The 24,623-nt window shown below is 40.6% G+C and carries 22 protein-coding genes and 1 pseudogene; 13 read left to right on the top strand and 10 right to left on the bottom strand.

Annotation, left to right across the window (positions count from 1 at the left end):
* The first annotated feature begins 81 nt into the window (after positions 1-81).
* Complete coding sequence (locus Q4574_RS18055; protein WP_303476179.1) at positions 82-1,461, top strand: NAD-dependent succinate-semialdehyde dehydrogenase; 1,380 nt, start codon at positions 82-84, stop codon at positions 1,459-1,461.
* 277 nt (positions 1,462-1,738) lie between these two features.
* On the opposite strand, the gene Q4574_RS18050 is transcribed toward Q4574_RS18055, so the two are convergent.
* The 3 genes and pseudogenes from Q4574_RS18050 to Q4574_RS18040 form a co-directional block, all read right to left on the bottom strand.
* Complete coding sequence (locus Q4574_RS18050; RefSeq protein WP_303476178.1) at positions 1,739-2,284, bottom strand: redoxin domain-containing protein; 546 nt, start codon at positions 2,282-2,284, stop codon at positions 1,739-1,741.
* Between the two features lie 299 nt (positions 2,285-2,583).
* Positions 2,584-2,925 (bottom strand): annotated as a pseudogene (locus Q4574_RS18045) (ECF-type sigma factor); the annotation flags it as partial.
* 315 nt (positions 2,926-3,240) lie between these two features.
* Positions 3,241-4,449: an AraC family transcriptional regulator gene (locus tag Q4574_RS18040; RefSeq protein WP_303476176.1), complete on the bottom strand. Its 1,209-nt coding sequence runs from the start codon at positions 4,447-4,449 to the stop codon at positions 3,241-3,243.
* A 353-nt stretch (positions 4,450-4,802) separates the two neighbouring features.
* Between Q4574_RS18040 and Q4574_RS18035 the strand changes: the two genes are divergently transcribed.
* The 5 genes from Q4574_RS18035 to add all read left to right on the top strand — a co-directional run bounded on the left by Q4574_RS18035 (position 4,803) and on the right by add (position 8,874).
* On the top strand, positions 4,803-5,459 hold the full coding sequence (locus Q4574_RS18035) for a DUF4386 family protein (RefSeq protein ID WP_303476174.1): 657 nt from the start codon (positions 4,803-4,805) through the stop codon (positions 5,457-5,459).
* Positions 5,460-5,763: 304 nt separating this feature from the next.
* Complete coding sequence (folX, locus tag Q4574_RS18030) at positions 5,764-6,135, top strand: dihydroneopterin triphosphate 2'-epimerase (protein ID WP_303476311.1); 372 nt, start codon at positions 5,764-5,766, stop codon at positions 6,133-6,135.
* A gap of 2 nt (positions 6,136-6,137) precedes the next feature.
* A complete protein-coding gene (folE, locus tag Q4574_RS18025) occupies positions 6,138-6,830 on the top strand; it encodes a GTP cyclohydrolase I FolE (protein ID WP_303476172.1) in 693 nt (230 codons plus the stop codon).
* Entirely contained in the window at positions 6,831-7,571 is a 741-nt protein-coding gene (gene folM / locus Q4574_RS18020) for a dihydromonapterin reductase (RefSeq protein WP_303476170.1), read from the top strand.
* A 295-nt stretch (positions 7,572-7,866) separates the two neighbouring features.
* Positions 7,867-8,874, top strand: a complete 1,008-nt coding sequence (gene add, locus Q4574_RS18015) for an adenosine deaminase (RefSeq protein ID WP_303476167.1) — start codon at positions 7,867-7,869, stop codon at positions 8,872-8,874.
* An 80-nt stretch (positions 8,875-8,954) separates the two neighbouring features.
* Here the strand turns inward: add and groL are convergent, their stop codons facing one another.
* The 3 genes from groL to Q4574_RS18000 all read right to left on the bottom strand — a co-directional run bounded on the left by groL (position 8,955) and on the right by Q4574_RS18000 (position 11,422).
* Complete coding sequence (groL, locus tag Q4574_RS18010) at positions 8,955-10,604, bottom strand: chaperonin GroEL (protein ID WP_303476164.1); 1,650 nt, start codon at positions 10,602-10,604, stop codon at positions 8,955-8,957.
* Positions 10,605-10,643: 39 nt separating this feature from the next.
* On the bottom strand, positions 10,644-10,934 hold the full coding sequence (locus Q4574_RS18005; protein WP_143834662.1) for a co-chaperone GroES: 291 nt from the start codon (positions 10,932-10,934) through the stop codon (positions 10,644-10,646).
* Between the two features lie 212 nt (positions 10,935-11,146).
* Entirely contained in the window at positions 11,147-11,422 is a 276-nt protein-coding gene (locus Q4574_RS18000; protein ID WP_303476158.1) for a peptidylprolyl isomerase, read from the bottom strand.
* Between the two features lie 82 nt (positions 11,423-11,504).
* Here Q4574_RS18000 and Q4574_RS17995 point away from each other — a divergent pair, with 82 nt between their 5' ends.
* Positions 11,505-12,074, top strand: a complete 570-nt coding sequence (locus tag Q4574_RS17995) for a DUF502 domain-containing protein (RefSeq protein ID WP_303476156.1) — start codon at positions 11,505-11,507, stop codon at positions 12,072-12,074.
* A 31-nt stretch (positions 12,075-12,105) separates the two neighbouring features.
* Here Q4574_RS17995 and Q4574_RS17990 read toward each other — a convergent pair whose 3' ends face one another.
* Positions 12,106-12,639: an FxsA family protein gene (locus Q4574_RS17990; RefSeq protein WP_303476153.1), complete on the bottom strand. Its 534-nt coding sequence runs from the start codon at positions 12,637-12,639 to the stop codon at positions 12,106-12,108.
* 174 nt (positions 12,640-12,813) lie between these two features.
* Here Q4574_RS17990 and cutA point away from each other — a divergent pair, with 174 nt between their 5' ends.
* Entirely contained in the window at positions 12,814-13,134 is a 321-nt protein-coding gene (gene cutA / locus Q4574_RS17985; RefSeq protein WP_303476150.1) for a divalent-cation tolerance protein CutA, read from the top strand.
* On the top strand, positions 13,131-14,954 hold the full coding sequence (locus Q4574_RS17980) for a protein-disulfide reductase DsbD (RefSeq protein WP_303476149.1): 1,824 nt from the start codon (positions 13,131-13,133) through the stop codon (positions 14,952-14,954). The genes cutA and Q4574_RS17980 overlap by 4 nt, the downstream gene beginning before the upstream one ends.
* Before the next feature lie 165 nt (positions 14,955-15,119).
* Here Q4574_RS17980 and Q4574_RS17975 read toward each other — a convergent pair whose 3' ends face one another.
* The 3 genes from Q4574_RS17975 to Q4574_RS17965 form a co-directional block, all read right to left on the bottom strand.
* Positions 15,120-19,619 (bottom strand): EAL domain-containing protein, encoded by a 4,500-nt coding sequence (locus tag Q4574_RS17975; RefSeq protein WP_303476147.1) that lies wholly within the window; start codon positions 19,617-19,619, stop codon positions 15,120-15,122.
* Between the two features lie 225 nt (positions 19,620-19,844).
* Positions 19,845-20,474 (bottom strand): uracil phosphoribosyltransferase, encoded by a 630-nt coding sequence (gene upp, locus Q4574_RS17970; RefSeq protein WP_303476146.1) that lies wholly within the window; start codon positions 20,472-20,474, stop codon positions 19,845-19,847.
* A gap of 10 nt (positions 20,475-20,484) precedes the next feature.
* Positions 20,485-21,069 (bottom strand): ACP phosphodiesterase, encoded by a 585-nt coding sequence (locus Q4574_RS17965; RefSeq protein ID WP_303476144.1) that lies wholly within the window; start codon positions 21,067-21,069, stop codon positions 20,485-20,487.
* A gap of 210 nt (positions 21,070-21,279) precedes the next feature.
* Between Q4574_RS17965 and aroQ the strand changes: the two genes are divergently transcribed.
* The 4 genes from aroQ to Q4574_RS17945 all read left to right on the top strand — a co-directional run bounded on the left by aroQ (position 21,280) and on the right by Q4574_RS17945 (position 24,616).
* On the top strand, positions 21,280-21,714 hold the full coding sequence (aroQ, locus tag Q4574_RS17960) for a type II 3-dehydroquinate dehydratase (RefSeq protein ID WP_303476142.1): 435 nt from the start codon (positions 21,280-21,282) through the stop codon (positions 21,712-21,714).
* Between the two features lie 27 nt (positions 21,715-21,741).
* Positions 21,742-22,185, top strand: a complete 444-nt coding sequence (gene accB / locus Q4574_RS17955) for an acetyl-CoA carboxylase biotin carboxyl carrier protein (protein ID WP_303476140.1) — start codon at positions 21,742-21,744, stop codon at positions 22,183-22,185.
* Positions 22,186-22,199: 14 nt separating this feature from the next.
* Entirely contained in the window at positions 22,200-23,540 is a 1,341-nt protein-coding gene (gene accC / locus Q4574_RS17950; protein WP_303476137.1) for an acetyl-CoA carboxylase biotin carboxylase subunit, read from the top strand.
* Positions 23,541-23,749: 209 nt separating this feature from the next.
* Positions 23,750-24,616: a MipA/OmpV family protein gene (locus Q4574_RS17945; protein WP_303476134.1), complete on the top strand. Its 867-nt coding sequence runs from the start codon at positions 23,750-23,752 to the stop codon at positions 24,614-24,616.
* The last annotated feature ends 7 nt before the right edge of the window (positions 24,617-24,623 follow it).

Below are 24,623 nucleotides of genomic sequence, written 5' to 3'. Positions count from 1 at the left end.
CATTTCAACGACTTAACAATTTAGCCAAGTTGGTAAAGGTTTTGCACCTCTTGTTCCGTTGAACTAAAAAGAGGAAATATCATGTCGAACACCGTAAAAACGATCAATCCCTATACAGAACAGGTAGTTGACGAGTTCCAACTTTTGAACTTAGAAGAAGCAAATGTTGCTGTAGACAAAAGTCACCAAGCATTTTTATCGTGGAGGAAGATGCCTAAAGATAAACGTGCCGAGTTGGTATTAAATTTAGCCTCCATCATTCGTGAAAATAAATCTGAAATACTCAAGTTAATGATCTCAGAAATGGGAAAAGTGAAAGCCCAAGGCGCACAAGAAATAGAACTTTGTGCAGGCATTTGTGAATACACAGCAACAGAAGCCATAAAGGCACTTGATGACGAAGAACGGGAAATAGACGGTGGTAAAGCAATCATCAGCTATCAACCTATTGGGGTTATTTTAGGTATTCAGCCCTGGAATTTCCCACTTTATCAAGTAATTAGATACAGTATCACCAACATTATGGCCGGCAACACAACCGTAATGAAGCACGCTTCCAATGTGTTTGGTATGGCCGTTAAACTACAAGAAATGTTCGAACAAGCAGGATTCCCTGAACACGTATACCAGTCATTACTCATCAAAGGCTCAACTGCAACCGAACTAATTTCTCACAACAAAATACGTGGCGTAACCTTTACAGGCAGTGACAGCGTAGGTAAAAAAGTTGCTGAGACAGCAGGAAAATACGCAAAGAAAACGGTTCTAGAATTAGGTAGCAACGATGCGTTTATCGTCCTTGATGACGCCAATATTAAAACCGCTGTAGAGGCTTGCGTAAAAGGTCGCATGATTAATAACGGTGAAACCTGTGTGGCAGCCAAGCGATTTGTCGTCACCGCAGCAAAATATGATGAATTCAAGGAAGCCTTTGTGGCGCAAATCGAAAGTATGAAAATGGGTGATCCCAACAACCAAGATACGGATTTAGGTCCCATGGCCAGAGAAGACTTACGTGACGAGTTACATGAGCAAGTCAAAGAGTCTATTGATAAAGGAGCGGTGGCGCTTGTGGGTTGTGAAATTCCAGATAAAACAGGCTATTTTTACCCGCCATCAGTTCTTGAAAATGTGCAATCAGGTATGCCCGCATACGACGACGAACTATTCGGACCCGTGGCTGCGCTGATAAAAGTTAAAGACAATGAAGAAGCAATAAAGGTAGCAAATGATTCCAGATATGGATTAGGTGGTGGCATTTTTTCAGCAGATGAAGAAAAAGCAGTGAAAATGGCCATTGAAGAGTTTGATACCGGAATGGTAAATATTAATGGCTACGGTTTAGCACAGCCTAATTTACCCTTTGGAGGCGTGAAATCCAGTGGTTATGGCAGAGAACATGGTGGCTTTGGTATAACTGAATTTGTAAATATTAAATCCGTTATGATTAATCAAGAATAGAACATGGCTAACTGAATATAAGCCTCTGCATTTACCCGTTTAATTATCCGCAAAGAGTCGATGTAACATCGACTCTTTTTTTATGTGTGTGTGGTAAGTTTTCATTATTAGTTACAGCAATAGCCGTTAACGTTGCCCCCCATATCAATGGAATTGTTTGGGGAAATGGATTGGTTTAAGTAGAGTTTAACTGCTTAAAAAGGGGAAAGTGAATAGGATTTATAGGAGGTCGGCAACTTGTAATTGCCGACCAGATCAAAAGCCAGATAGCTAAACGCTAGTTTTGGTGAGTACCACGGACTGGGTAGTCATTTTCGAAAGCAAACTCAATTCCATTCACTAGTTGTTCAAGATCCGGGCGAATGAAAGGTGCATTGGCAATTTCGATCATGACAGTGTCACCTTCAGGGTTTACTAGAAACAAACCGGGTTCAGGGAATGGGTGGTCGGTTTCAGAATCACTCATGGGGTCGGAAATATATAATCCTAAGGCGTTCATTTGCGTTAGGGTTAAGCCCGTGAGTACAGGAAAGTTAGTGTCTAAACCTTTATCAATCATTTTATTTAATTGTTCTGGTGTGTCTGCTGAAATGGCAACAATGTCAATTTTCAAATTGTTTAGTTTTTCAGTGTATTCGGTCATCTTATTCAAATACTTCAAACAGATAGGGCAGTGATAGCCACGATAAGCGACGACTAATGACCATCTGTCAGTGGCACTAGCACTGTGAGCCGCCTCAGAAAGGTTGGCGAGATTGCCCTTCGAGTCGCTAATTTGTATTTTCGGAAATTTTTCTCCTGCTAAAAGCTTGTTGTTTTTCATTGATTATCTCCATTTAATTTACGGCGCGTTAGTTTTGACGCCCAATTAACTTAAGTTGTTTGCTTGTCTGATTGATTTCAAACAGATTTTGCACATTCAAACTTGTTCAATAGAAATAGGTGCAAGATACTTACCAACCACCTAAACCACTGTTTTTGATAAATATTATTCAATTACCGTTACTTGGCAGGAGAAGTTGAGACTTAAAGTGTGCAAGAATTGCAAAAACCATTGAATGGAATGCAATGTGTTGTGAAAATTGTAGTGAGGCTGAATCTGTTTTAGGGTTATTTAGCCGTTTAGGCCATCTCTTTATAAATCCATGCCTTTGAGAACTTCAATTCCCGCTCTACCGTTCTCACAGAGAGTGCGTATATCTCTGCAATTTGTTTAATGTTTAAACCAACAAATGTTTCTAATTCAAGCATCTTGGCTTTTCGATTATCCAGCTTCACTAGCTTTTCAAGGGCTGAATTTAAGGAAAGAAATTGCGAAACATCCTGTTTGTTACTTAATAGCTCGGTATTGAGGGTAACTTTCATACCATTGGCACCGCGTTTTAAGCGACTAATGCTACGGGCGTGATCAACTAAAATGCGGCGCATGGTTCTACTTGCCAAACTATAAAAATGTTGTCGATCGGCAAAGCTAACAAGTGTTTATTTTATATACAAAGTAAACGATAAGCCTGAAATATTCAACCGCCACTAATTTGCGCCTTACAACCACCTATTCAGCACATTAACGGGGTGCCTCACACATCAAAACCCTATCCCTTTGAATACCACGCTAAACTGCTAACTTACTGATATTACTGAAAATAAAAAAGCACTGGGATTTAATCTAACGCCTTTGTATTAGTTTCTTTGCTGCCTCGTATCACTGTTTACATTCATGTATACGACCAATGTAAATTTTATTGGTTTGATGGGCGCAGTTACCACTTTTTAATGTGATCAAGCCTGTACCTTATTTAACTTAACTTGTTTTCGGTATTGGCTTGGCGTTTGTTCGGTTTCTTTTTTAAATGCAGTATAGAAAGACGATTTCGCGTTAAAGCCGACACACATAGCAATATCTAACACGGTATCATTACTTTGTTCTAACATGCGTTTAGCGGCATCTACACGGTACTTGTTTACATAATCAAAAAAATTCATTCCCAGTGTTTCATTCAGTGTTTGTGAAATGTAATTAGGTGACGTAAAAATATGCTTGGCCAGCTTTTGCATGGACAATGATGCATCTAAATAGATTTTGTCTTCATGCATTGCTTTTTCTATTTTTGCTGCAATCAGTGTGGATTGTTGCTCATCTAATGCTGAACGTTGATATTTACGCTGCTGGTTATTTTCTTGTTCAAGCACTTCTCTAATATCATCTTTGCTTTCATACAGCTCTTCAAAGCCTGGTTTTTGTCTAAGCCCCCAAATTGCGACACTCCAGAGCATCACGAATATTACTGCATTCGCCCAAACAGGATCGATCTTAATGGAGTAAAATAGATTATCTAGCACAATATAAACCGCCGCAGTTACCCAAACTGTCCCTACCGCAAATAATAACCAGCTTAGCCATTTAATTTCTTTCGACTCGGTACTAGCAAACAAGTCTTTTAAGTGCTGACGATATGTATTAAGCCTTTGAATAATTTTGTAAAAGTAAAACCCCGATTGTAATACCCAGCCCAGTATTAAGATAAAAGTGATAATAAGCATTCCGTAGATTAAGTAGCGCAATAGGATGGGAGAGCGGGTAAGAACACTATCATCTCCTTCAACTAATAAGGCACTAATAATGTCGGCAGGTATTATTATTGTCAGTAGCGCAATCAACATGCCCAAGGCTGCGGGCATAAAATGAGGTAATGATTTTCGGCTAAAACGCCATGGTTTTTCAGAAGTGAGTCCTTGAACATAAAACCAAAAACAAGGACTGATAAGCAACATTGCAGGCAGCGCAAGGATCAGCAATGCGTTTTGTAACGCTGGGAAAAAAACAGCTAAGGTTGGCTGGCACATTATCACCGCAATGGCGATAAAACAGATAGCTAATGGTAAATATGTTTGCCGTTCAAAAGAGCGTAAAACCAGTAAATTCGCACTAAAAGCAATGACTATTAAGGAGGAAACATTAAGTGCGAGTAACACTGAATTCTCTATCACAATAAAACCTCGATCACCATGCAAATCAGAAAGTACGAGGGTTTCCAAGCATTATACAAACGTCCGCCCCTATAGGATAAAGCGTATAGATAGTCCGAGACAACAAGCTCGGACGACATTACTTAAGGCATTCTACATAATTCTCATATTCTTAACTAGTTGGTAACAGAGCATATAAAAAGCCTGCCAAGGGTAGAACACAATGCAAACTTGTAGATAGCGTTTTCTATTACACATTGCTTGGACTTCGCTTTAGTGGCATATATTAAACCTTTGCCCGCTCACTTGAATTTAACGACGCACCAGTTTTATCTGGCTAATAAATTTAATATTAATCAATAGGGAGAACATTAATGAGTAGAATGCAAAAAAGTGGCGGCATCGCGGCATTGGGAGAAGCACTAATATATATAATAATGTTTGTATTTTATGGGGCTTATTTTAGTTATCCGAGTAATTCAACTGTTGAAGAAAAGCTCATTTACTTGTCTCAAAACCAGCTGCCTTTATCATTGATGAATTTCATCGGATATATATTGTTTGGCATCTTATTGGTGGTGGTTGTTCAATCACTTCACGCCAGACTAAAGGTACATTCGCAAACATTGACGCAAACGGCAAGCATATTTGGACTTATCTGGGTCGGTATTATTATTGCCGCAGGAATGGTGGCAAACATAGGGTTACAGACAGTTATTGGCCTTTCCGTTACAGAGCCTGAGCAGGCTCGAGCCGTATGGCTTTCAGTAAGTGTTGTTCAAGAATCTCTTGGCGGCGGCATTGAAATAGTCGGCGCAATATGGATGATTCTTATATCTATCATCGCCATAAAAGCTAAATGCTTGCCACATGGACTCAACTATATTGGTGCAATTGTCGGTCTGGTTGGGGTCTTCACCATCTATCCAGCAGATGTGTTCAAGGAAATTTTTGGTGTAGGTCAAATAGTCTGGTTTTCCTGGTTAGGGATATGTTTGCTTCGCACTGAGAGCGAAGGGAAGCAACATTGACCATATTGGACCTTGACCTATTCGCTATTCGTTTCAAGCAAAACCAGAAATAAGATTTAATCATTCATGTAAGAAGGCCATCTCCATGGCCTTTTTTCACGGAGTCATTGCTGACCAACTTTGATAGTGGCTTTGACTGCTTCATGCCTAACATGCTGTTAGAGCTTTTTATTTGAACCAAAACAACACATAAGGCGTACAACTGACTAATATCAACATAGTGTAGAGATGCTTAATGAATGCTCCTGCTTTCGCTTTAGACAATAACTCTGTTAGTCAGTTGTCAAAACAAACTGTTACAAAGATGAATGCTATCATCGAGATCACCAATTTAAGGCTCAGAACTTTTATTGGCTTCAATGACGACGAAAAAAACAAACAACAAGACATAGTGATTAATGCTCAAATCCACTACCCCCTTAGCAGCGGGTGTTTAGAAGATCAGGTATCCGATGCCCTGAATTACAAAACCATCACCAAAGCTATTATCAAGCATGTTGAATCTGGAAGGTTTTTGTTGCTAGAAAAGTTAGTGGCCGATGTGCTTAGAATTTGTAGTCAGCATCAAGATGTTGTGTATGCGAAAGTCAAAATAGACAAGCCTCATGCCCTGCGCTTTGCCGATTCGGTATCTCTATCACTCGACTATCACAACAACTTTACTCAGGAGAAATAATTATGTCATCACAATCTGCCACTTTGAGTATCGCCAGTGAAAATAAGTCGTCTCAACCCATTAGCCAAGAAGCATTAATGGTTAGAAATGCGCTGATTAAGCGTGGTTTAGAAACCCCTATGCTCGATAATCAGCTAAGTGATCAGCAAAAATACGCCAAAATTAAAGCCAGCTTTACCGATATAGTCAGTACACTTGGTTTAGATTTAAACGATGATAGCCTGTGCGAAACGCCCCATCGCCTCGCTAAAATGTATGTTAACGAGATATTTTCTGGCCTGGATTACAAGTCTTTCCCTAAAGTTACCGCCATCGAAAATAAAATGCATGTGGATGAAATGGTCAAAGTAGACAACATCAGTCTGATCAGTACCTGTGAACACCACTTTGTCACAATAGATGGTACAGCTCGCGTAGCCTATATCCCTAACGATAGCATTATTGGTTTATCCAAAATAAACCGCATAGTGCGGTTCTTTGCTCAACGCCCACAAGTACAAGAACGCTTAACCCAGCAAATTTTAGTGGCATTGCAAACTCTACTGAATACCGAAAATGTAGCAGTTTCAATTGATGCTACCCATTATTGTGTAAAGTCTCGTGGGGTAATGGATGCTAATTCTCATACCTCCACCACGGCCTTAGGTGGCAGTTTTAAAGATAATGCCATTACTCGGCAAGAGTTCTTAAGGTAAATGCTAACCGTTATAATAACAGGCGTGGGTCAGCGCCTTGGGTTGTGCTTAGCCGAGTACTTTTTAGCCAAAAAATATAAGGTTATAGGTACCTATCGGACCCCCCGAGCGTCTATCGATATTTTGCAGGCAAAGGGGGCTGAACTCTATCAAGTAGACTTTTACCAGCAACAGCAGATCCAGCAGTTTATTGACTCTGTGAAGAGCAAGCATGCTGCTATCGACTGCTTAATTCACAATGCATCTGATTGGCACGATGATAAAGATGATTTAGCATTTGCTGACTATCATGCTATTTTTTCGAACATGATGACTATTCATGCTGAAGTGCCTTACTTGCTTAATTTAGCCTTTAAACAACAATTTAGGGCTAGTAAGTCGGGAGCCGCTGACCAGCCGCAAGTACAATACAGTGATATTATTCACATTAGTGATTATGTTGCCTTTAAAGGTAGTAAAAAACACATGGCTTATGCCGCCAGTAAAGCGGCGTTGGAAAACTTAACCTTGTCTTTTGCCCAGCGTTATAGCCCTCATATCAAAGTAAACTCCATTGCTCCAGCCTTGTTAGCATTTAACGAGCACGACGACGAAAGTTACAAAATAAAGGCACGGAATAAGTCTTTGCTACAAACCGAAGGCTCATTCCAGGAAGTGCTAAACACAGTAGAATGGTTAATGGCAAGTCATTACATTACCGGCCGCACCATTCATCTCGACGGCGGACGGCACTTAAAATAACCCGTAATAACAATGACGGAACTAGAGGCGTAAACCTTGAGTCGTAAGCAGTAAACAACCTTCTAAGAAACTATCTGGATTGAGGCTAGCTTACACAGTGAATTACTTGTACTGAGAATTAGCTGCACTGAATAAGTGCGACTGAGGGGCTAAAAGTTCTTTGCAACCGAGTTTTCAGTGCAATTTGTGTTTTAGTTTTAAGCATAGCCATTAAAATAAGGTGTGAGCTACAGGTATTAAATTTGCTTAACTACACGAACATACGCAAACACAAACAAATGTTGAGTAAGTTATTATGCAGACTTTTATTGAAAACATCCCTAAAGCAGAGTTACACGTCCACCTTGAAGGCACCCTTGAACCAGAGTTGAGTTTTAGCTTAGCTAAGAAAAATAGCGTAACCTTAGCGTACGATACGCCTGAAGCGCTGGTCGCTGCTTATGATTTTCATGATTTACCCTCGTTTTTATCCATTTATTATGCCGGCATGAGCGTACTGATAGACGAAGACGACTTTTATCAATTAACTTATGCTTATTTAAGCAAAGCCCGTAGCCAAGAAATTGTGTATGCAGAACTATTCTTTGACCCTCAAGCTCACACAACCCGAGGGGTTGACTTTGAGACAGTCATCACCGGCATTCACAAAGCACAGCTTGACGCTGAAAAAAACTTAGGCATTAAAAGTCAGCTGATTTTATGTTTTTTGCGAGACATGAGTGCAGAGTCGGCTATGCAACATCTAACCTTAGCTGAACCCTATTTAGACTGGCTAGTGGGAGTGGGTCTTGATTCTGATGAAAGAAATAACCCGCCGATCAAGTTTGCAGAGGTGTTTGCTAAAGCCAAAACAATGGGCTTAAAATTAACCATGCATTGTGATGTCAATCAACTTAACACCCAAACACATATAGAGCAGTGTTTAAATACCATTGAAGTTGATCGCATTGATCATGGTATTAATTCCCTAGAAAGTGACGAGCTGTGTCAGCTTATAAAAGACAAAGAGTTAGGACTGACAGTATGTCCAGTTTCAAACCGATTTGTGGTGCAATCCCTCACATCTGATGAAATACACAGCATGTTAGAAAAAGAAATGCTAGTGACGATCAACTCCGATGACCCTGCTTACTTTAGGGCTTACCTAAACGAAAACTTCCTTGAATTACAAAAAGAAGGTCAGTTTAGTCAAGCTCAGATTACCACAATGGTAGAAAACGCCTTCAAGGTCGCTTGGTTAGATGACGAGACAAAGAATGGCTACTTAGGCCAAATTGAAAGCTATACTAAGCAGTATCAATAGGGATAAAAAAACCCGCCGAAGCGGGTTTTTTATTTGTACATAGCATAGAGCTAAGCTTTGAGCAGAAGCGAGTCTTTCGACTACATCATGCCGCCCATTCCGCCCATACCGCCGCCCATGCCGCCCATATCTGGCATAGCAGGAGCTTCGTCAGCTGGCGCGTCTGCGATCATCGCTTCGGTAGTGATCATCAAGCTTGCAATTGATGCTGCAAATTGTAGAGCTGAACGAGTGACTTTAGTAGGATCTAGGATACCCATTTCAAGCATGTCACCGTAAGTATCGTTACCAGCATTGTAACCGTAGTTTCCAGTACCGTTTTTAACTGCGTTAGTGACTACAGATGCTTCTGCGCCAGCATTAGATGCGATTTGACGTAGAGGAGCTTCCATAGCGCGTAGTGCTAGTTTGATACCGTGAGTCTGGTCTTCGTTGTCGCCTGTCAGGTCAGCAAATTTAGCTGCTGCACGAACTAGGGCAACACCACCACCGGCTACAACGCCTTCTTCTACCGCTGCGCGAGTAGCGTGAAGTGCATCTTCAACACGTGCTTTTTTCTCTTTCATTTCAACTTCAGTTGCTGCACCCACTTTAATAACGGCTACACCACCAGCTAGTTTAGCCAGGCGTTCTTGAAGTTTTTCTTTATCGTAATCTGAAGTAGATTCTTCGATTTGACCACGGATTTGAGTACAACGACCTTTAATCGCTTCTTCATCACCAGCACCATCAACAACTACTGTGTTGTCTTTATTGATAACAACACGTTTTGCAGTACCTAGATCTTCTAGTTGAACTTTTTCAAGCTCAAGACCAATCTCTTCAGAGATAACAGTACCACCAGTTAGTGTAGCGATGTCTTGTAGCATTGCTTTACGGCGGTCACCAAAACCAGGTGCTTTAACAGCAGCAACTTTAACAATACCGCGCATGTTGTTTACAACCAAAGTTGCCAGGGCTTCGCCTTCAACATCTTCAGCAATAATTAATAGCGGCTTAGAGGCTTTTGCAACACTTTCAAGTGTAGGTAACAATTCGCGGATGTTAGCCACTTTTTTATCAACCAAAAGAATGTAAGGGCTGTCTAGCTCAACAGTACCGTTTTCTTGGTTGTTCATGAAATAAGGAGAAAGGTAACCACGGTCGAACTGCATACCTTCAACAACTTCAAGTTCATTTTGAAGTGCTTGACCTTCTTCTACAGTGATAACACCCTCTTTACCTACTTTGTCCATTGCTTCAGCGATAAGGTCGCCAACTTCTGAATCAGAGTTTGCAGAGATAGTACCAACCTGAGCAATTGCTTTGCTGTCAGCACATTTTGTAGAAATCGCTTTAAGTTCTTCAACAGCAGACAAAACAGCTTTGTCGATACCGCGTTTAAGATCCATTGGGTTCATGCCCGCAGCAACTGATTTCAAGCCTTCAGTAACGATAGCTTGTGCTAGTACGGTTGCAGTTGTTGTTCCGTCACCCGCTTCGTCATTTGCTTTAGACGCAACTTCTTTAACCATCTGTGCGCCCATGTTTTCAAACTTGTCTTCAAGTTCGATTTCTTTAGCAACAGATACACCATCTTTAGTGATGGTAGGAGAGCCGAAAGATTTGTCTAGAACAACGTTACGACCTTTAGGTCCTAAAGTAACTTTTACCGCGTTAGCAAGAATGTTAACGCCTGCAAGCATTTTGTTGCGAGCGTCATCAGAAAAACGTACTTCTTTAGCTGCCATGTTTAATTTCCTCTTAATTCTGTCTAATTGATTATGCTGTTATTCAACAACCGCTAGGATGTCGCCTTCGCTCATAATAAGCACTTCTTCGCCATCTAGTTTTTCGGTTTTAACACCATATCCATCATTAAAAATCACGACGTCGCCAATTTTAACGTCAAGTGCTTTTACTTCACCATTATCTAAAACACGACCATTACCCACTGCAACGATTTCGCCACGAGTTGATTTTTCGGCCGCAGAGCCAGTTAGCACGATGCCACCAGCAGATTTACTTTCTTGCTCTTGGCGTTTAACGATAACGCGATCGTGTAAAGGACGGATTGCCATTTTCAAATCTCCTGAAAATTCCAATTTTAAAGTTAAAGTTCCCGAACATCGGGGTTTGAGTTGCGGCTTTCACCTCAACTCGAATGAGTGTCTGCGAGCAAAGATGGGGATAGCCTTACTGACTTCAAGGGTTTATGTTAAAAAAAATCTATTTTTAAGAGGATTTTTGTGTTTTTTTGCTATTTTTATGGAAAGCGAAGGGATTCAGGCGATTACATGCGGTAAAGAGTTTTAATTAAATGGAAGCCAAATTGGGTCTTCACTGGGCCGTGAATGGTTAACGTCGCTTTCTTAAAAACAACGTTATCGAACGCCTTTACCATTTGTCCCGGTTTCACTTCTCCCAAATCCCCGCCTTTTTTAGCGGATGGACATAGGGAATGTTTTTTGGCGAGCTGTTGAAAATTGGCCCCTTTGGCAAGCTGGCGTTTTAATTCTTCGGCTTGTTGTTTGTCTTTGACCAATATATGGCATACACCTGCTTTCATTTTTTCATCCTTATATTCTCGCCAGTTGGGTGAAGCTCTGTCATTATAACCTGGATTTCGTTACTACATGAGTTGTTAATTAATGAAAAAGCTATTGTCTTTATCCTTTCAGGGGTTAGCCGCTATTTTACCCTTATCATTGACCCTATATTTTATTTATTGGTTTATGTCAGGTGCCGAAGCGCTATTGTTTCCCTATGTACCGCAAGAATACTATTTTCCCGGAATGGGCCTATTAACCGCTTGTATATTGATTTTACTGGCAGGTTTATTGGTCAATGTATTTTTTGTTAGCTGGATAGTGGCCACAGCAAACCGCCAAGTGGAAAAAATTCCACTCATTAAATCCGTCTACGGCGCCATACGAGATACTTTAACCGTATTCAAAATTAGCGATAAAGAAAATACAAAAGCAGTAGTCTCTGTAGAGATTAAACCCGACATGCATTTAATTGGCTTTATTACGGCCGATCAGGTTGCAACTGAATTGTTTAAAGATGACGATAAAATTGGCGTGTATATCCCACTGAGTTATCAAATAGGGGGATATACACTCTATGTAAAAAGGGAGCAGATCAGCAAACTAGATATTGGAGTGGAAGAAGCCATGCGCATTGCTTTAACCGGCGGAGTAAAAGCCAAACAAAACTAAACTAGCCTTTACTCAAATAATGTCAGTACACTTAGTCACGTTTTGGTGGTGAATCGATTTTTGGTCGGTTCTCAACCTCATCTTTATCGACATACTCTCCTTCTATAATATCGCCATCTTGCTGATTACCACGATTTGAATAGGTGGTTTGTGTGTAACTGGTGTGAGAATAACTTTGCTGCCCTTGACCAGGTTGGCCTGCAACAACGTTAACGGAAATTTGCTTAAGTAAACTTTTGGCAATGAACGGACGCGTAATAGGTAGCGCCAATAAAAAACCTAATGCGTCGGTAATAAACCCGGGCGTTACCAATAAAATTCCTGCTACTACGAGTAATAAACCTTCAGCCATCTCTTGTCCTGGCATATTGCCAGACTGCATTTTTGACTGGGCCTGCATTAGGGTAGCGATTCCTTGCTGTCGCACAAAATAAGCACCGATAAAGGCAGTCACAACAACAATAGCGACTGTATTCCACCCACCAATTTGCTCGCCAACATTAATTAATAACGCAATCTCAGCTATGGGTAAGATAGCGAACAAAATAAACAATTTACCAAACACGATAGACTCCTTGATTAAACATGTGATCTGGGGCCGTTTTGCAAATTAGCAAGAAACTTTTCCACTCGAGCAAGTATAAAATTCTATACAGTGCGAATAGATCAAATCTCTATCTTTTGAAATATATCTCTTATCATTAGGGTCAATTATGGCCAGAGTACAAAAGGTATATTAATGAGTTCACAATTTTGTATAGTATTAACAACTTGTCCGACAAAGAAACAAGCAGAAAAAATAGCAAGTGAGTTGGTAAACCTAAAGCTCGCTGCTTGTGTGCAGGTATCTCAGCCGATATCATCGTTCTACCATTGGGAAGAGGAAGTCGTTACTGACTCTGAAATGCACTTAATTATAAAAACCATGTCGAACAAAGTAGAGGATGCCTTTAAGTTAACGTTAAGTTTGCATCCCTATGATATTCCTCAATGGATAATTCTTGATAATGCGTCCGCCAGCGATGCATATTTAAATTGGATAAAAAGTAGCCTTAAATGAATTTTAGACGTCTTATATCGTTCACTGTATTTGTATTATTCTGTTCCACAATTTGGGCGCAAAGCAATCTAGCGTTTGATGATCTGTTTGCAGATGAACCGCAATTTTTACCCGTTGAGCAAGCTTTTCAATTCGATTTCGATCAGAAAAGTGATCAACTGTATTTGCGTTTCACCATCGCAGAAGGGTACTACTTATACAAAAACCAATTTAAGACAGTCACAAAAAATGGCGAAATAAGCCAACCAATTTACCCTGAGGCCATTATCAAAGAAGATGAATTTTTCGATGAGCCCCAACCGGTGTTTTATGATCAAGTCGAGATTAACTACAAGGTACTGAATTCAGAAAAAGACGCAGTGGTGAAACTGCAATACCAAGGTTGTGCAGACGCAGGATTGTGCTACCCACCAACGGTTCAGGTGGTATATCTAGATGAGGTACGAAACGCCACAACAGCCAATCAAGGGGTTCAAACTAAGCAACCTAACAACTCTAACCAAGAAGCGAATTCAACTCCAGTCTCGCAACAATTCGAGCTTGCCAACTTACTCAAAGGTGAGCAGTTACTTATCCTTAAGTTAGCTGCGTTTTTGCTGTTAGGTATAGGTTTAGCTTTTACGCCTTGCGTGTTTCCCATGTACCCCATTCTATCGAGTATTGTCATTGGTCAAGGTAAATCAATCCGCACTTCTAGGGCGTTTAGTTTGTCCTTTATGTTTGTTCAGGGCATGGCCATTACCTACTCAATATTAGGGTTAATCATCGCATCTGCGGGTGCGCAATTTACTGCCTATTTGCAGAACCCTTATATTTTAGGGGGATTAATTGTCATTTTTGTCTGTCTAGCCTTAGTTATGTTTGGCGCATACGAGCTGCAATTACCGTCTAAATGGCAAGAAAAATTAAACGGATTGAGTAACAAACAGAAAAGTGGCAGTTTTATTGGTGCATTTATTATGGGCATCATTTCAGGTTTGGTGGCTTCTCCTTGTACCACAGCACCACTAACGGGGATTTTGTTGTACATTGCCGAACAAGGTGATCAACTTCTGGGCTTCTTTGCATTATATGCGTTAAGTATCGGCATGGGCATTCCACTGATCTTATTTGGCGTAACCGGAGGTAAATTGCTGCCCAAAGCAGGTAATTGGATGAACGTGGTAAAAGTCGCGTTCGGCTTTATGATGTTAGTGGTTGCGCTAACCTTCTTGGAGCGCTTAGTCAGTAACATTTGGATAGAATATGTTTGGTCTGCACTTGGTCTAACCGCTTTTACCTATTTTTATGTCATGAATATCAATAGTCCCACTTCCTTGTGGAAAGGAATACGCAGTCTAATTATATTTATTGGGCTAATAGGCTCAGCATTATATGGTTATCATCAGTACACCCAGTCACCGTCTGGGCTTCATTCTACTGCAAGTTCATCGGTCAACATCAGTGCCAGTGGTCATCCCAAGTTTTTAGTGGTGAAGAACCTACAGGATTTTGAGGAAAAACTTAGTGCTGCCAATGCCCAGGGAAAAACCGTGATGGTGGATCTCTACGCCGACTGGTGTGTAGCCTGTAAAGAATTTGAAAAATACACCTTTCCAGATCCCCAAGTGGTGGATGCACTTGCAGATACAGTGTGGATGCAAATAGATCTTACCGACAACACGGCTACGAATATTGAATTTCAAAACGCCTTTGATGTTTTGGGATTGCCCACCATTTTATTTTTTGACCAGCAGGGTAATGAATTGTCTTCTGCCAGAGTAACCGGGTTTATGAAAGCAAGCCCTTTTGCAAACCATGTGAATCAAGTATTTGATTAGCCGTTATACAGGCTGCTAAGCAAGCTTCGGTAGGAGTAGTGTAAGCTTCTTTATAAGCCACTGGCTGGGCACTAATCATGAGCAGTCATATAGGTAGTCAAAGAACTTGTTTTCGACTAGCGGTTAGGGAAACAGATAAATACATAGCTCCCAGAGCAATTTCGCTTATAGCAACCAACTTTTAGCAATTAACGCGGCGGTTTGATCTTCTGGTACAGGCTTAGAATAAAAGTAACCTTGCAGATGATTACAACCATGTTGATTAAAGAAATCAATTTGTACTTGTTGTTCAATCCCTTCTGCAACGCAATACATCCCGAGGCTATCGGCCATCCGCAGAGTGGTTAATACTAACGCTTCGTTGCTCTTATTTTTGCCAATATCATCGACAAAACTTTTATCCACTTTAAGAACTTGGATGGGGAATTCTTTTAGATATTTTAGAGACGAATAACCTGTACCAAAATCATCTAGGGCAATAATAAAACCACGTTGACGCATTGAATCCATATAATGTAAGGCACGCTCATAGTCTCTCATTAGCGCACTTTCAGTAATTTCAAATCTCAAGCTAGACACAGGTAAACCGTATTGTTCTAATAGCAATTCTATGTGGTCAATTGAGATTTGCCGCTCAAAGTGGCGTGCTGAGAGATTAACCGACAAATACACTTCCCGCCCTTTGCTCTGCCATTCACTTAGCACCGGCATGGCTCGCTCCAAAGCATCCCAAGTCATGTTTTCAATTAGCCCTAACTCTTCAGCAACAGGGATAAATTGATCAGGAGGTACCATGCCATTGGCATCTGGCCAACGCATCAATAATTCAAAGCCCCCCACTAACCCTGTTTTCGTATTGACTATGGGTTGGTAGTAATTGATAAAAGCTTTGCTTTGATGAGCTTTTTTAAGACGATTCTCCATTAACAAACGGTCTTTGGCTTTTTCATTCATATGTTGAGTGAAATATTGAAAGTTACTACGCCCTTGCTCTTTAGCGTGATACATAGCTAAATCCGCATTTCTTAATAACTCTTCCGGCGTATCGGCATCTCCGGGATAAATAGCAATACCCACACTTGAAGATACGCTGACGGTTTGGTTGCCCAATTGTATAGGCGCTTCAAGGATATTAATTAGCTGCTCAGCCAAAATACTTAAACGATCTGGGTGCTTAACCTCTTCTACCATCACAACAAATTCATCGCCGCCTAAGCGCGCAACCGTATCGTCCTTTCTTAATAGATTGGTCAGTCGCTGAGCAACAACTTTAAGCAGTTCATCTCCGGCTTTATGCCCCAAGCTATCGTTTACCTGTTTAAAACGATCTAAATCGATAAAGAACACACCCATTTTAGATTTATGTCGAGCAGCATGATCAATACCATGCTTGATCCTATCTAATAGCAACGTACGATTGGGAAGATCGGTCAAACCATCGAAGTTAGCCAGTCGGCGTAGTTCACTTTCCGCTTCTTTTTGTTCGCTAATATCCGACATGATCATTAGATAATAATCGATTTCTCCTTGTGCTCGCATACTGGCAATAGACGTCATATTAATGAGCACATTTAACACTTTATCGTCATTAATATTTAACTGCTCTTCACCTTTCCAATGCCCTGTGACCTTCAATTCAGATAGCTTTTTCCAAAATCGAGGGGGATAGTCGGCATTCAATTTAAACAGACGCGTTAATTGGCGCATTAAATCGCCATCTTCATCTATGCCAAAAGCGTCACAAAAAGCGGTATTCACTGCCACGGGCACTAACTGAGTATTAAAAATCACTACCCAATCTCGGGTATGTTTAAAGGCTTCACCGAACAATCTAACCTTTTCTCGGTCGGCAACGGTTTCAGTCACATTGCTATAGGTACCAGCAACAACTCTTTCCATGCCAGTTTCATCGATAACCTCATTGCCAACATCACGATACCAAAGCCATTCACCTGTTCGAGAACGTAATCGGTAGGTTACGTCTAAACCATGACTGTTTTTGTTGATAAAGCCCTGCCAGTTAGACTTGAATACAGCTCTGTCTTCTTCATGAATAAGATCCATGTGTGCGTCAAAGCTCAATACATTATCATCAGACTTATAACCTAATTCTTCGGAAATTCTTGGAGCATAAAACTCCTTGGTATCCGAACGCCACTCCCAAACATTACTGTTACTGGCACTTAAGGCTAGGGTTAAGCGATTTTTACTCTGCAATGCTTGAGCATGAGCCGACATCACCTGTTTATTTTGTAAATCTCGTCTGTACCACCAAAACAGCACCATAGACACGAAAACAAAAATGTAGATGGTATATGCCGCTGGCGATAACCAAGGTGAATATTTCACAAAAATATGCACAGAAGCTGGAGGGCTTTTGACCCCAGTCATAGGGTCAAAAGAAATCGCGGAAAAAACATATTCACCAGGATCTAGTTTAGGAAAAGTGACTTGAGAATCCGTTGTTGCTGGATAGATATAGCTATCCGTTCCATCAAGTCTATATTGGTATTGGGTAGTATTTTGATGTTCAAAAGCAAGGGTAGAAAACTCTATGGTTAAACCAGCATCTTTATGATCGAGTAACACCACCCTTTTGTCCAAGTTTACTAAGGGCATATTAAGAGTACTGGAACTGAGTTTGATCGAGGTTATTTTGACTTCGGGCGGCACCGCATCTTGAGTTTTAAAAGAGGCCGGATCAAAAATACTAAGGCCTTTTTGAGAGCCATAGACTAAACGTCCATCCTGTAAAACGATATGAGACAAACCATTGAATTCTTTTCCATCTAACCCCTCAGAAATCCCAAATTGTTGTAGATAAGGCCCTGCGGGATCGAATTTCAACAACCCCGCATGGGAGCTCATCCATATGGCACCATTTTCATCTTGGTTAATACCGTAAATCATATTACTTGGCAGTAAACTCTGCTTGTCGAAGCCATATTTCGGCGTATAAATTGTTGAATCTAAGCCAACCAAGCCCGCTCCAGGATAGGCAATCCACAGGGTTCCGTTATTATCTTCAACCACGCTCTCTGGGTATACTGGTTGCCCCATGTTAGCGCGTTCTAACTCATGTACACTTTGTAAACTATCGGTTTGCGTATTGTATGCCCACAATTTTTCCCTTTCAGCTATCCACAACAGATCCTTGTAGGCCCGGCTAGCGCCTAAAAAGCCATATGACGCACTGGCATCAATTTGTTTATTCAGGGTCTCGACTTCGGACACCACGCCCGTAAGTGCATCATAGGTATAAAATTTTTCAAAGTTACTAAACCAGTAGCGCCCATTATTATCTTTGGCAAAGCTACCTAACCTCGAACTTAAAAGTTGCGCCACCTTTGAATCAGAACTGTTCGCCAGCGCATAAGTTTTGGTCTTGGTATCAAAAGACCATAATCCCCCATCGGTATTTAACAATAAGGTGTTGTCACCAAAGGTTTCTATATCGCGTATTCTGGCTCGCTTAGTGCCGACAATATCTTCAGTAAACCAGTGACCGCGTAATTCATGTTCTTTAAGATGATAATAATTAAGACCGTTGCTTGTGCCTATCCACAAACCTTCATCATTAAATTGTGCAAAAGACTTCACACTATTACTACTTAACTGAATTTCATCATCTTTGTTTTGACCCACGTTTTCGAACTTCGTGCTTTGGGTCGACCAATACAGCGCACCATCAAATGGAGAGCCTAACCACAAGTTGCCTTTGCTATCCATTTCAACTGCGGTCACGCTATCTGATGATATGTAGAAGCGACTATCAGAGGGGTTTAGATAATCTTGCAGTTGCCCTGATGAAGGGTCAAAGCTAAACAACCCTCGTTCGGAACCAATATACAAACTTCCATAGCTTGTCTCATAAACGTCTAAAATAGGAATAGTTAATGCGTGATCAATCAGGTTTAACCCATTATTGGGGTTTAATGTAATGCAAAACAAACCTAACTTACTGCCAATCCAAACAACATTATCACTGGCTAAAAATAAGTTGTTAATTGGTTCGAGGTTGGCTTCATCGACTAAGGTTATTTGACGCTCTTTGCCGCTATCCAAGTTTACCTCGAATAATCCATCACTGCGCCCCAGTAATAATTTATCCGTCAAAAATAGCGCGGCATTGATTCTAAATTGAACGAGCTGCTGGTTTTTCGGTAATTGATACAATAACGAGGCTTTACCCAGATCAGGGCTAACAATATAAACACTTCGTTCAGTACTGACTATAATTTGGTTGTTCGCCAATTGGCTGATACTAGTGACACTATCCGACCAAGTACTATTGCCTTCAATAAAATCGTCAACTAGTTTGGTTTCGCCGGTTTTCGTCTCGATCTTAAAAAGACCGGAACGACCTGTACCTACCCAAATATTTTGGTTGTTATCCTCAAAAATAATTTCGATGGAAATGTCAGCCAGTTGCATTTCATTGCCGTCAAAATGTTCCACTCGATAACCATCAAATCGATTTAATCCAGCTTGAGTGGCTAGCCAAAGGAAGCCGCTGGAATCAATTAGTAAGTCATTAATTGTATCTTGCGACAACCCTTGTACGGTTGATAATTGTACAAATTTGGGTTCACTAATTAGTGGGTCTGCTGCAACATGCAATCCCCAGAGAATTGAAATACAAGCAATAAAAGCAGAACTAATCAACTGACATAAATTTCTTCCGCAACATGCAACGCTATTTTTAGAATTTTCAAGCAAAGTTGGTAACGCCCCAAGGTTGTACTAGTTTTAGCCAAACATGTTGAATAAATACACTAAAAAGCAAAACTTGATTATTACTCAATATAGCTTGCTAACCAACTATTTTATAACTTGACCTTTACAACAGCGAAATTTGCGATTAATACCTGCTAACAAACGAAGCCAATATCAACGGGTGCCAAATATTTTATCTCCAGCATCTCCCAACCCTGGCAATATATAACCTCGGTGGTCTAACTTTTCATCAATTGCTGCCACATATATATCTACATCTGGATGTTTTTTAACAACCTCTGCAATGCCTTCTGGCGCGGCGACCAAAAATAAGCCTAGTATTTTTTTACATTGCTTCTGCTTTAACAGGTCTATGGTAGCGATTAAAGTGCCTCCAGTTGCCAACATGGGGTCAACAATTAGCGCAGTACGCAAGTCAACATCCTTAACCACTTTGTCAAAATACGCGACAGGCTCCAGTGTTTCTTCGTTGCGATATAATCCTACGACGCTTATTTTGGCATTGGGAATTAATTGCAAAACACCATCTAACATTCCTAATCCAGCCCGCAGAATTGGTACAACAGTGATCTTTTTGCCTTTAATTTTGGCCACCTCGATGGATTCGCCAGTCCAACCAGGAATACTTGCTTGCTCGGTTTGCAGATCCCGAGTCGCTTCATAGGTCAAAAGGTTGCCAACTTCACTCGCAAGTTCTCGAAAATCTTTACTACTAATACCCTTCGCTCGCATCAAGCCAATTTTGTGTAAAATTAATGGGTGTTTAATTTCGTGGACTGCCATAATTCATCCTTTAATCTAGTTCTACTGTTTGCACATAATGTATGAGTTCAGGATAGAACGCCAAAAAATCTTGTTCTATCTGAGCATGGTATAAATTCATGAATTGATACCCTTCCTGAGCGAATTCAATTCGCCTATTTAATCGTTTCTCAATTTGTTGATAAGCGCCTAAACAACTTTTTCGTTCATTATAATTTTGTAACCACTGATGCTTTAACAAACCCGCACGCACAGAAGCAAAATGTTGACTATGCTTAGACGGCTCTTCTTTCAATTGTTGGTAAAATGCAGACAAGACCACTTGCTGGGGTTGGACTGTAAAACTTGGCCAGTGCAGTGAAAGTAAGTGATCAAAGTAAATATCAATCATAACCCCTGACATACGGCGTAAATTAGCAGAAAACTGCTTTCGAAGTGATTTAACAACAGGGTGATTATCGGTATATGAATCAATTTTCCTGTGTAAGCGAATGCCGTGCTGTAAAGAAGTGGGTAGATGATCTAAATTGCTTCCTTTTACAAAATCTCCTAAAAAGTTACCCAACAGGCTCGTTTGTGAAACATGCGCTAGGTGGATATGGGCTAAATAATTCAAAAACCTTACCTTTTGAGCTATAACTTAGAAAAGATGCAGTAAACTTCGCTGATAAGACCAGTATTTTGCTGCTAATTGGGCACTATTCTCTATAATTACTCTAGACAACTTTTAATTGACCAATTTTCGTTCGATTCTTATTTGACTTTGAACAAATTTACGTTAAGAGTATCACTACAATGAAATTTAAAAGAAGATAGCGACAAATTCGTGAAATTTTTATTATTAAACGGTCCAAACCTCAATATGTTGGGAAAGCGTGAACCCGGCATATATGGGTCGAAGACGTTACAAGATATTGTAGATGAATTAACAATACTAGCAAATCAGGAAAGCATTGAGCTAGTGCATTTGCAATCAAATGCTGAACATGAATTGATAGACACAATTCACAATGCCATGGGGAATGTCGATTTTATTATTATAAATCCTGGAGCATTTACCCATACAAGCGTTGCGATTAGAGACGCGCTATTGAGTGTGAGTATACCCTTTATAGAAGTGCATTTATCAAATGTGCACGCGCGCGAAGAATTTAGAAAACACTCCTACTTATCAGATGTTGCCCAAGGGGTAATTTGTGGATTGGGAGATTACGGTTATAAAGCTGCATTAATTGCTGCCAAAGGCCATTGCCAAAATTAATTTAATGAGTAACTAAAGAGAGCTTAAATGGATATTCGTAAAATAAAGAAATTGATAGAACTAGTAGAAGAGTCAGGTATTTCTGAACTTGAAATTACTGAAGGTGAAGAGTCAGTACGTATTCATCGGGCGAGTGCTTCTTCACAAGCGCCTGTGCAGTATGCTCCAGCACCTGCTCCAGTAGCCGCTGCTCCAGCCGCAGCTCCTGCTACTCCTGCAGCAAGTCCTGAAATATCAGGTCATGTTGTGAAATCGCCTATGGTCGGTACCTTTTATCGCTCAGCTTCACCTACTTCACCTGCATTTGTTGAAGTGGGTCAAAAAGTGAATGTTGGTGACACATTATGTATTGTTGAAGCAATGAAAATGATGAACCAAATAGAAGCCGATAAAACAGGTGTTATAAAACAAATATTGGTAGAAAACCAAGAACCTGTTGAATTTGATCAACCCATGTTCGTAATCGAATAAGCGAGCGAATTGCCATGCTTGATAAAGTCTTAATTGCGAACCGGGGTGAAATAGCACTTCGTATTCTGCGTGCATGTAAGGAGATGGGGATCAAAACCGTCGCTGTACATTCCACTGCAGATAAGGATCTGAAACACGTTTTGCTTGCAGATGAATCTATCTGTATAGGTAAAGCTTCAGCCACAGAAAGCTATTTAAATATCCCCCGAATCATTGCCGCCGCTGAAGTATCTAATTCAGTTGCTATCCACCCAGGATACGGTTTTTTAGCTGAAAATGCAGAGTTTGCAGAAGCAGTTGAAAAAAGTGGTTTTATTTTCATTGGTCCAAAAGCAGAAACCATTACTTTGATGGGCGACAAGGTCTCGGCCATTAAGTCCATGAAAGAAGCAGGAGTGCCTTGTGTACCTGGTTCTGATGGTCCTCTTAATGACGATCCAGAACGCAACAAAAGTATCGCCAAACGCATTGGTTACCCAATTATCGTTAAAGCCGCTGGTGGCGGTGGTGGTAGAGGAATGCGCGTGGTGCGTGAAGAGTCAGAGCTAATTGAAGCTATTTCAATGACTCAGGCCGAAGCAGGAGCAGCCTTTGGTAATGCGACTGTGTACATGGAAAAATTCTTAGAAAATCCACGTCACGTTGAAATTCAAGTACTCTCCGACGGTCAAGGTAACGCGGTTCATTTAGGTGAACGTGATTGCTCAATGCAACGACGCCATCAAAAAGTCGTTGAAGAAGCACCAGCACCAGGAATTAATTCAGAAACCCGTGAACGAATCGGTGAGCGCTGCCGTAGAGCCTGTATTGAAATCGGCTATCGTGGTGCGGGAACCTTTGAATTCCTTTATGAAAACGGTGATTTTTATTTCATTGAAATGAATACCCGTATTCAGGTTGAGCACCCAGTAACAGAAATGATTACCGGCGTGGACTTGATCAAAGAGCAACTTCGTATTGCCGCTGGTCAACCTTTATCCATCGAACAAAAAGATGTGCAAATTCGCGGTCATGCTATTGAATGTCGAATTAATGCAGAAGATCCTGAGACCTTTATGCCTAGCCCTGGCAAAATTGATATGTTCCATTCACCAGGTGGTTTTGGTATTCGCTGGGAATCTCACATCTATGCAGGTTACAGTGTCCCGCCTCATTACGACTCTATGATTGGCAAGTTGATTGCCTATGGAGAAAATCGTGATGTGGCTATAGCCAGAATGCGTCATGCCCTAGATGAACTTGTTGTGGATGGAATTAAAACTAACATCTCTTTACAACAAAGCATTATGGCAGATGAAAACTTCTTTAACGGTGGCACAAATATCCACTATCTAGAGAAAAAGCTGAAACTCTGATTGTAGTTTATGCTTCTCAGGGTCTACCTAGTGAAAATTAGGTAGACCCTGATTATTATTTACCGGCTCTATCACCTCATTCGTTGTAGCCATATTCCACTCCCTCACGAATTAGTCTTATACTTTTTCATTTTTATAATATTAAGCTTGAGCTAGTTACATCTGCTGTAGTAAATTTTCATTACTATTCCCATTCAAACGGTATTTTTGTGTCTCTCAAACTGAGTCTATTATGGCTAATTGCAATCCTTATTAACTTCCCTTGTTTTGCGCAAATTGATACATCGATGGATGAAGATTATATTAAAAAACCACGCTGGGAAGCCGGTATTATAGGCGCAGGCTTCAGCACGCCGGAATACCCTGGAGCAGCTGACAATCATAACAATGGTTTTGTATTACCTTTTTTCATCTACCGTGGTGACATTATCAGAGTAGGAGAAAACAGTGTTATTCGTGCAGTGGCAGTAGAAAAAAGCTGGTTGGAAATAGACTTGTCTTTAGACGCCGCATTTAGCGCAGATTCTAGCGATGATTCAGTTCGAGCAGGCATGCCAGATCTCGATTTTGTGTTTGAAGTAGGGCCACAAATTCGTGTTAAACTGTTCGAAAGCGGTAAAAAAGCAACCGGTATCCAACAAATTCAATTTAAACTACAAAGCCGTGGAGTATTCTCCACTGACTTTTCATCTATTACCCACCGTGGATATGTACTAAACCCAGAATTAACCTACCAATATATTGGTGCATTGCAATCAGAAGATCGCTTTCGAATCAGCATATCGCCCATTTGGGGAACAGAAAAATTACACGATTATTTTTATCAAGTCGATGCTAAATTCGCCACGGCACAACGACCTGAATATGATGCAAAAGCGGGCTATCTAGGAGTCTCACTATCTGGCGCTTACATGTTCAATGTAACCCCAACAGTTCGCATGTTTATGAGTGCATCTTATCGTTTTCAAAATAACGCCGCCAATATCCATAGCCCCCTGCTCGTAGATAACAACAATTATGCGTTTGGCGCAGGAATCGTTTGGCAGATTAGAAAAAGCACTGAATACCAAAACTAAACGTCAT

Origin of the sequence: Aliiglaciecola sp. 3_MG-2023, assembly GCF_030548205.1 — a bacterium.
Taxonomy (GTDB): Bacteria; Pseudomonadota; Gammaproteobacteria; order Enterobacterales; family Alteromonadaceae; genus Aliiglaciecola.
This window is presented reverse-complemented; position numbering and strand designations above follow the sequence as displayed.

Coding starts and splice junctions, on each gene's coding strand:
- add (WP_303476167.1), top strand. CDS start 7,867: ATGCAGACTTTTATTGAAAACATCCCTAAAGCAGAGTTACACGTCCAC.
- Q4574_RS18005 (WP_143834662.1), bottom strand. CDS start 10,934: ATGGCAATCCGTCCTTTACACGATCGCGTTATCGTTAAACGCCAAGAG.
- folM (WP_303476170.1), top strand. CDS start 6,831: ATGCTAACCGTTATAATAACAGGCGTGGGTCAGCGCCTTGGGTTGTGC.
- Q4574_RS17995 (WP_303476156.1), top strand. CDS start 11,505: ATGAAAAAGCTATTGTCTTTATCCTTTCAGGGGTTAGCCGCTATTTTA.
- accB (WP_303476140.1), top strand. CDS start 21,742: ATGGATATTCGTAAAATAAAGAAATTGATAGAACTAGTAGAAGAGTCA.
- Q4574_RS18000 (WP_303476158.1), bottom strand. CDS start 11,422: ATGAAAGCAGGTGTATGCCATATATTGGTCAAAGACAAACAACAAGCC.
- folX (WP_303476311.1), top strand. CDS start 5,764: ATGAATGCTATCATCGAGATCACCAATTTAAGGCTCAGAACTTTTATT.
- accC (WP_303476137.1), top strand. CDS start 22,200: ATGCTTGATAAAGTCTTAATTGCGAACCGGGGTGAAATAGCACTTCGT.
- Q4574_RS18050 (WP_303476178.1), bottom strand. CDS start 2,284: ATGAAAAACAACAAGCTTTTAGCAGGAGAAAAATTTCCGAAAATACAA.
- cutA (WP_303476150.1), top strand. CDS start 12,814: ATGAGTTCACAATTTTGTATAGTATTAACAACTTGTCCGACAAAGAAA.
- folE (WP_303476172.1), top strand. CDS start 6,138: ATGTCATCACAATCTGCCACTTTGAGTATCGCCAGTGAAAATAAGTCG.
- Q4574_RS18035 (WP_303476174.1), top strand. CDS start 4,803: ATGAGTAGAATGCAAAAAAGTGGCGGCATCGCGGCATTGGGAGAAGCA.
- Q4574_RS18055 (WP_303476179.1), top strand. CDS start 82: ATGTCGAACACCGTAAAAACGATCAATCCCTATACAGAACAGGTAGTT.
- groL (WP_303476164.1), bottom strand. CDS start 10,604: ATGGCAGCTAAAGAAGTACGTTTTTCTGATGACGCTCGCAACAAAATG.
- upp (WP_303476146.1), bottom strand. CDS start 20,474: ATGGCAGTCCACGAAATTAAACACCCATTAATTTTACACAAAATTGGC.
- Q4574_RS17980 (WP_303476149.1), top strand. CDS start 13,131: ATGAATTTTAGACGTCTTATATCGTTCACTGTATTTGTATTATTCTGT.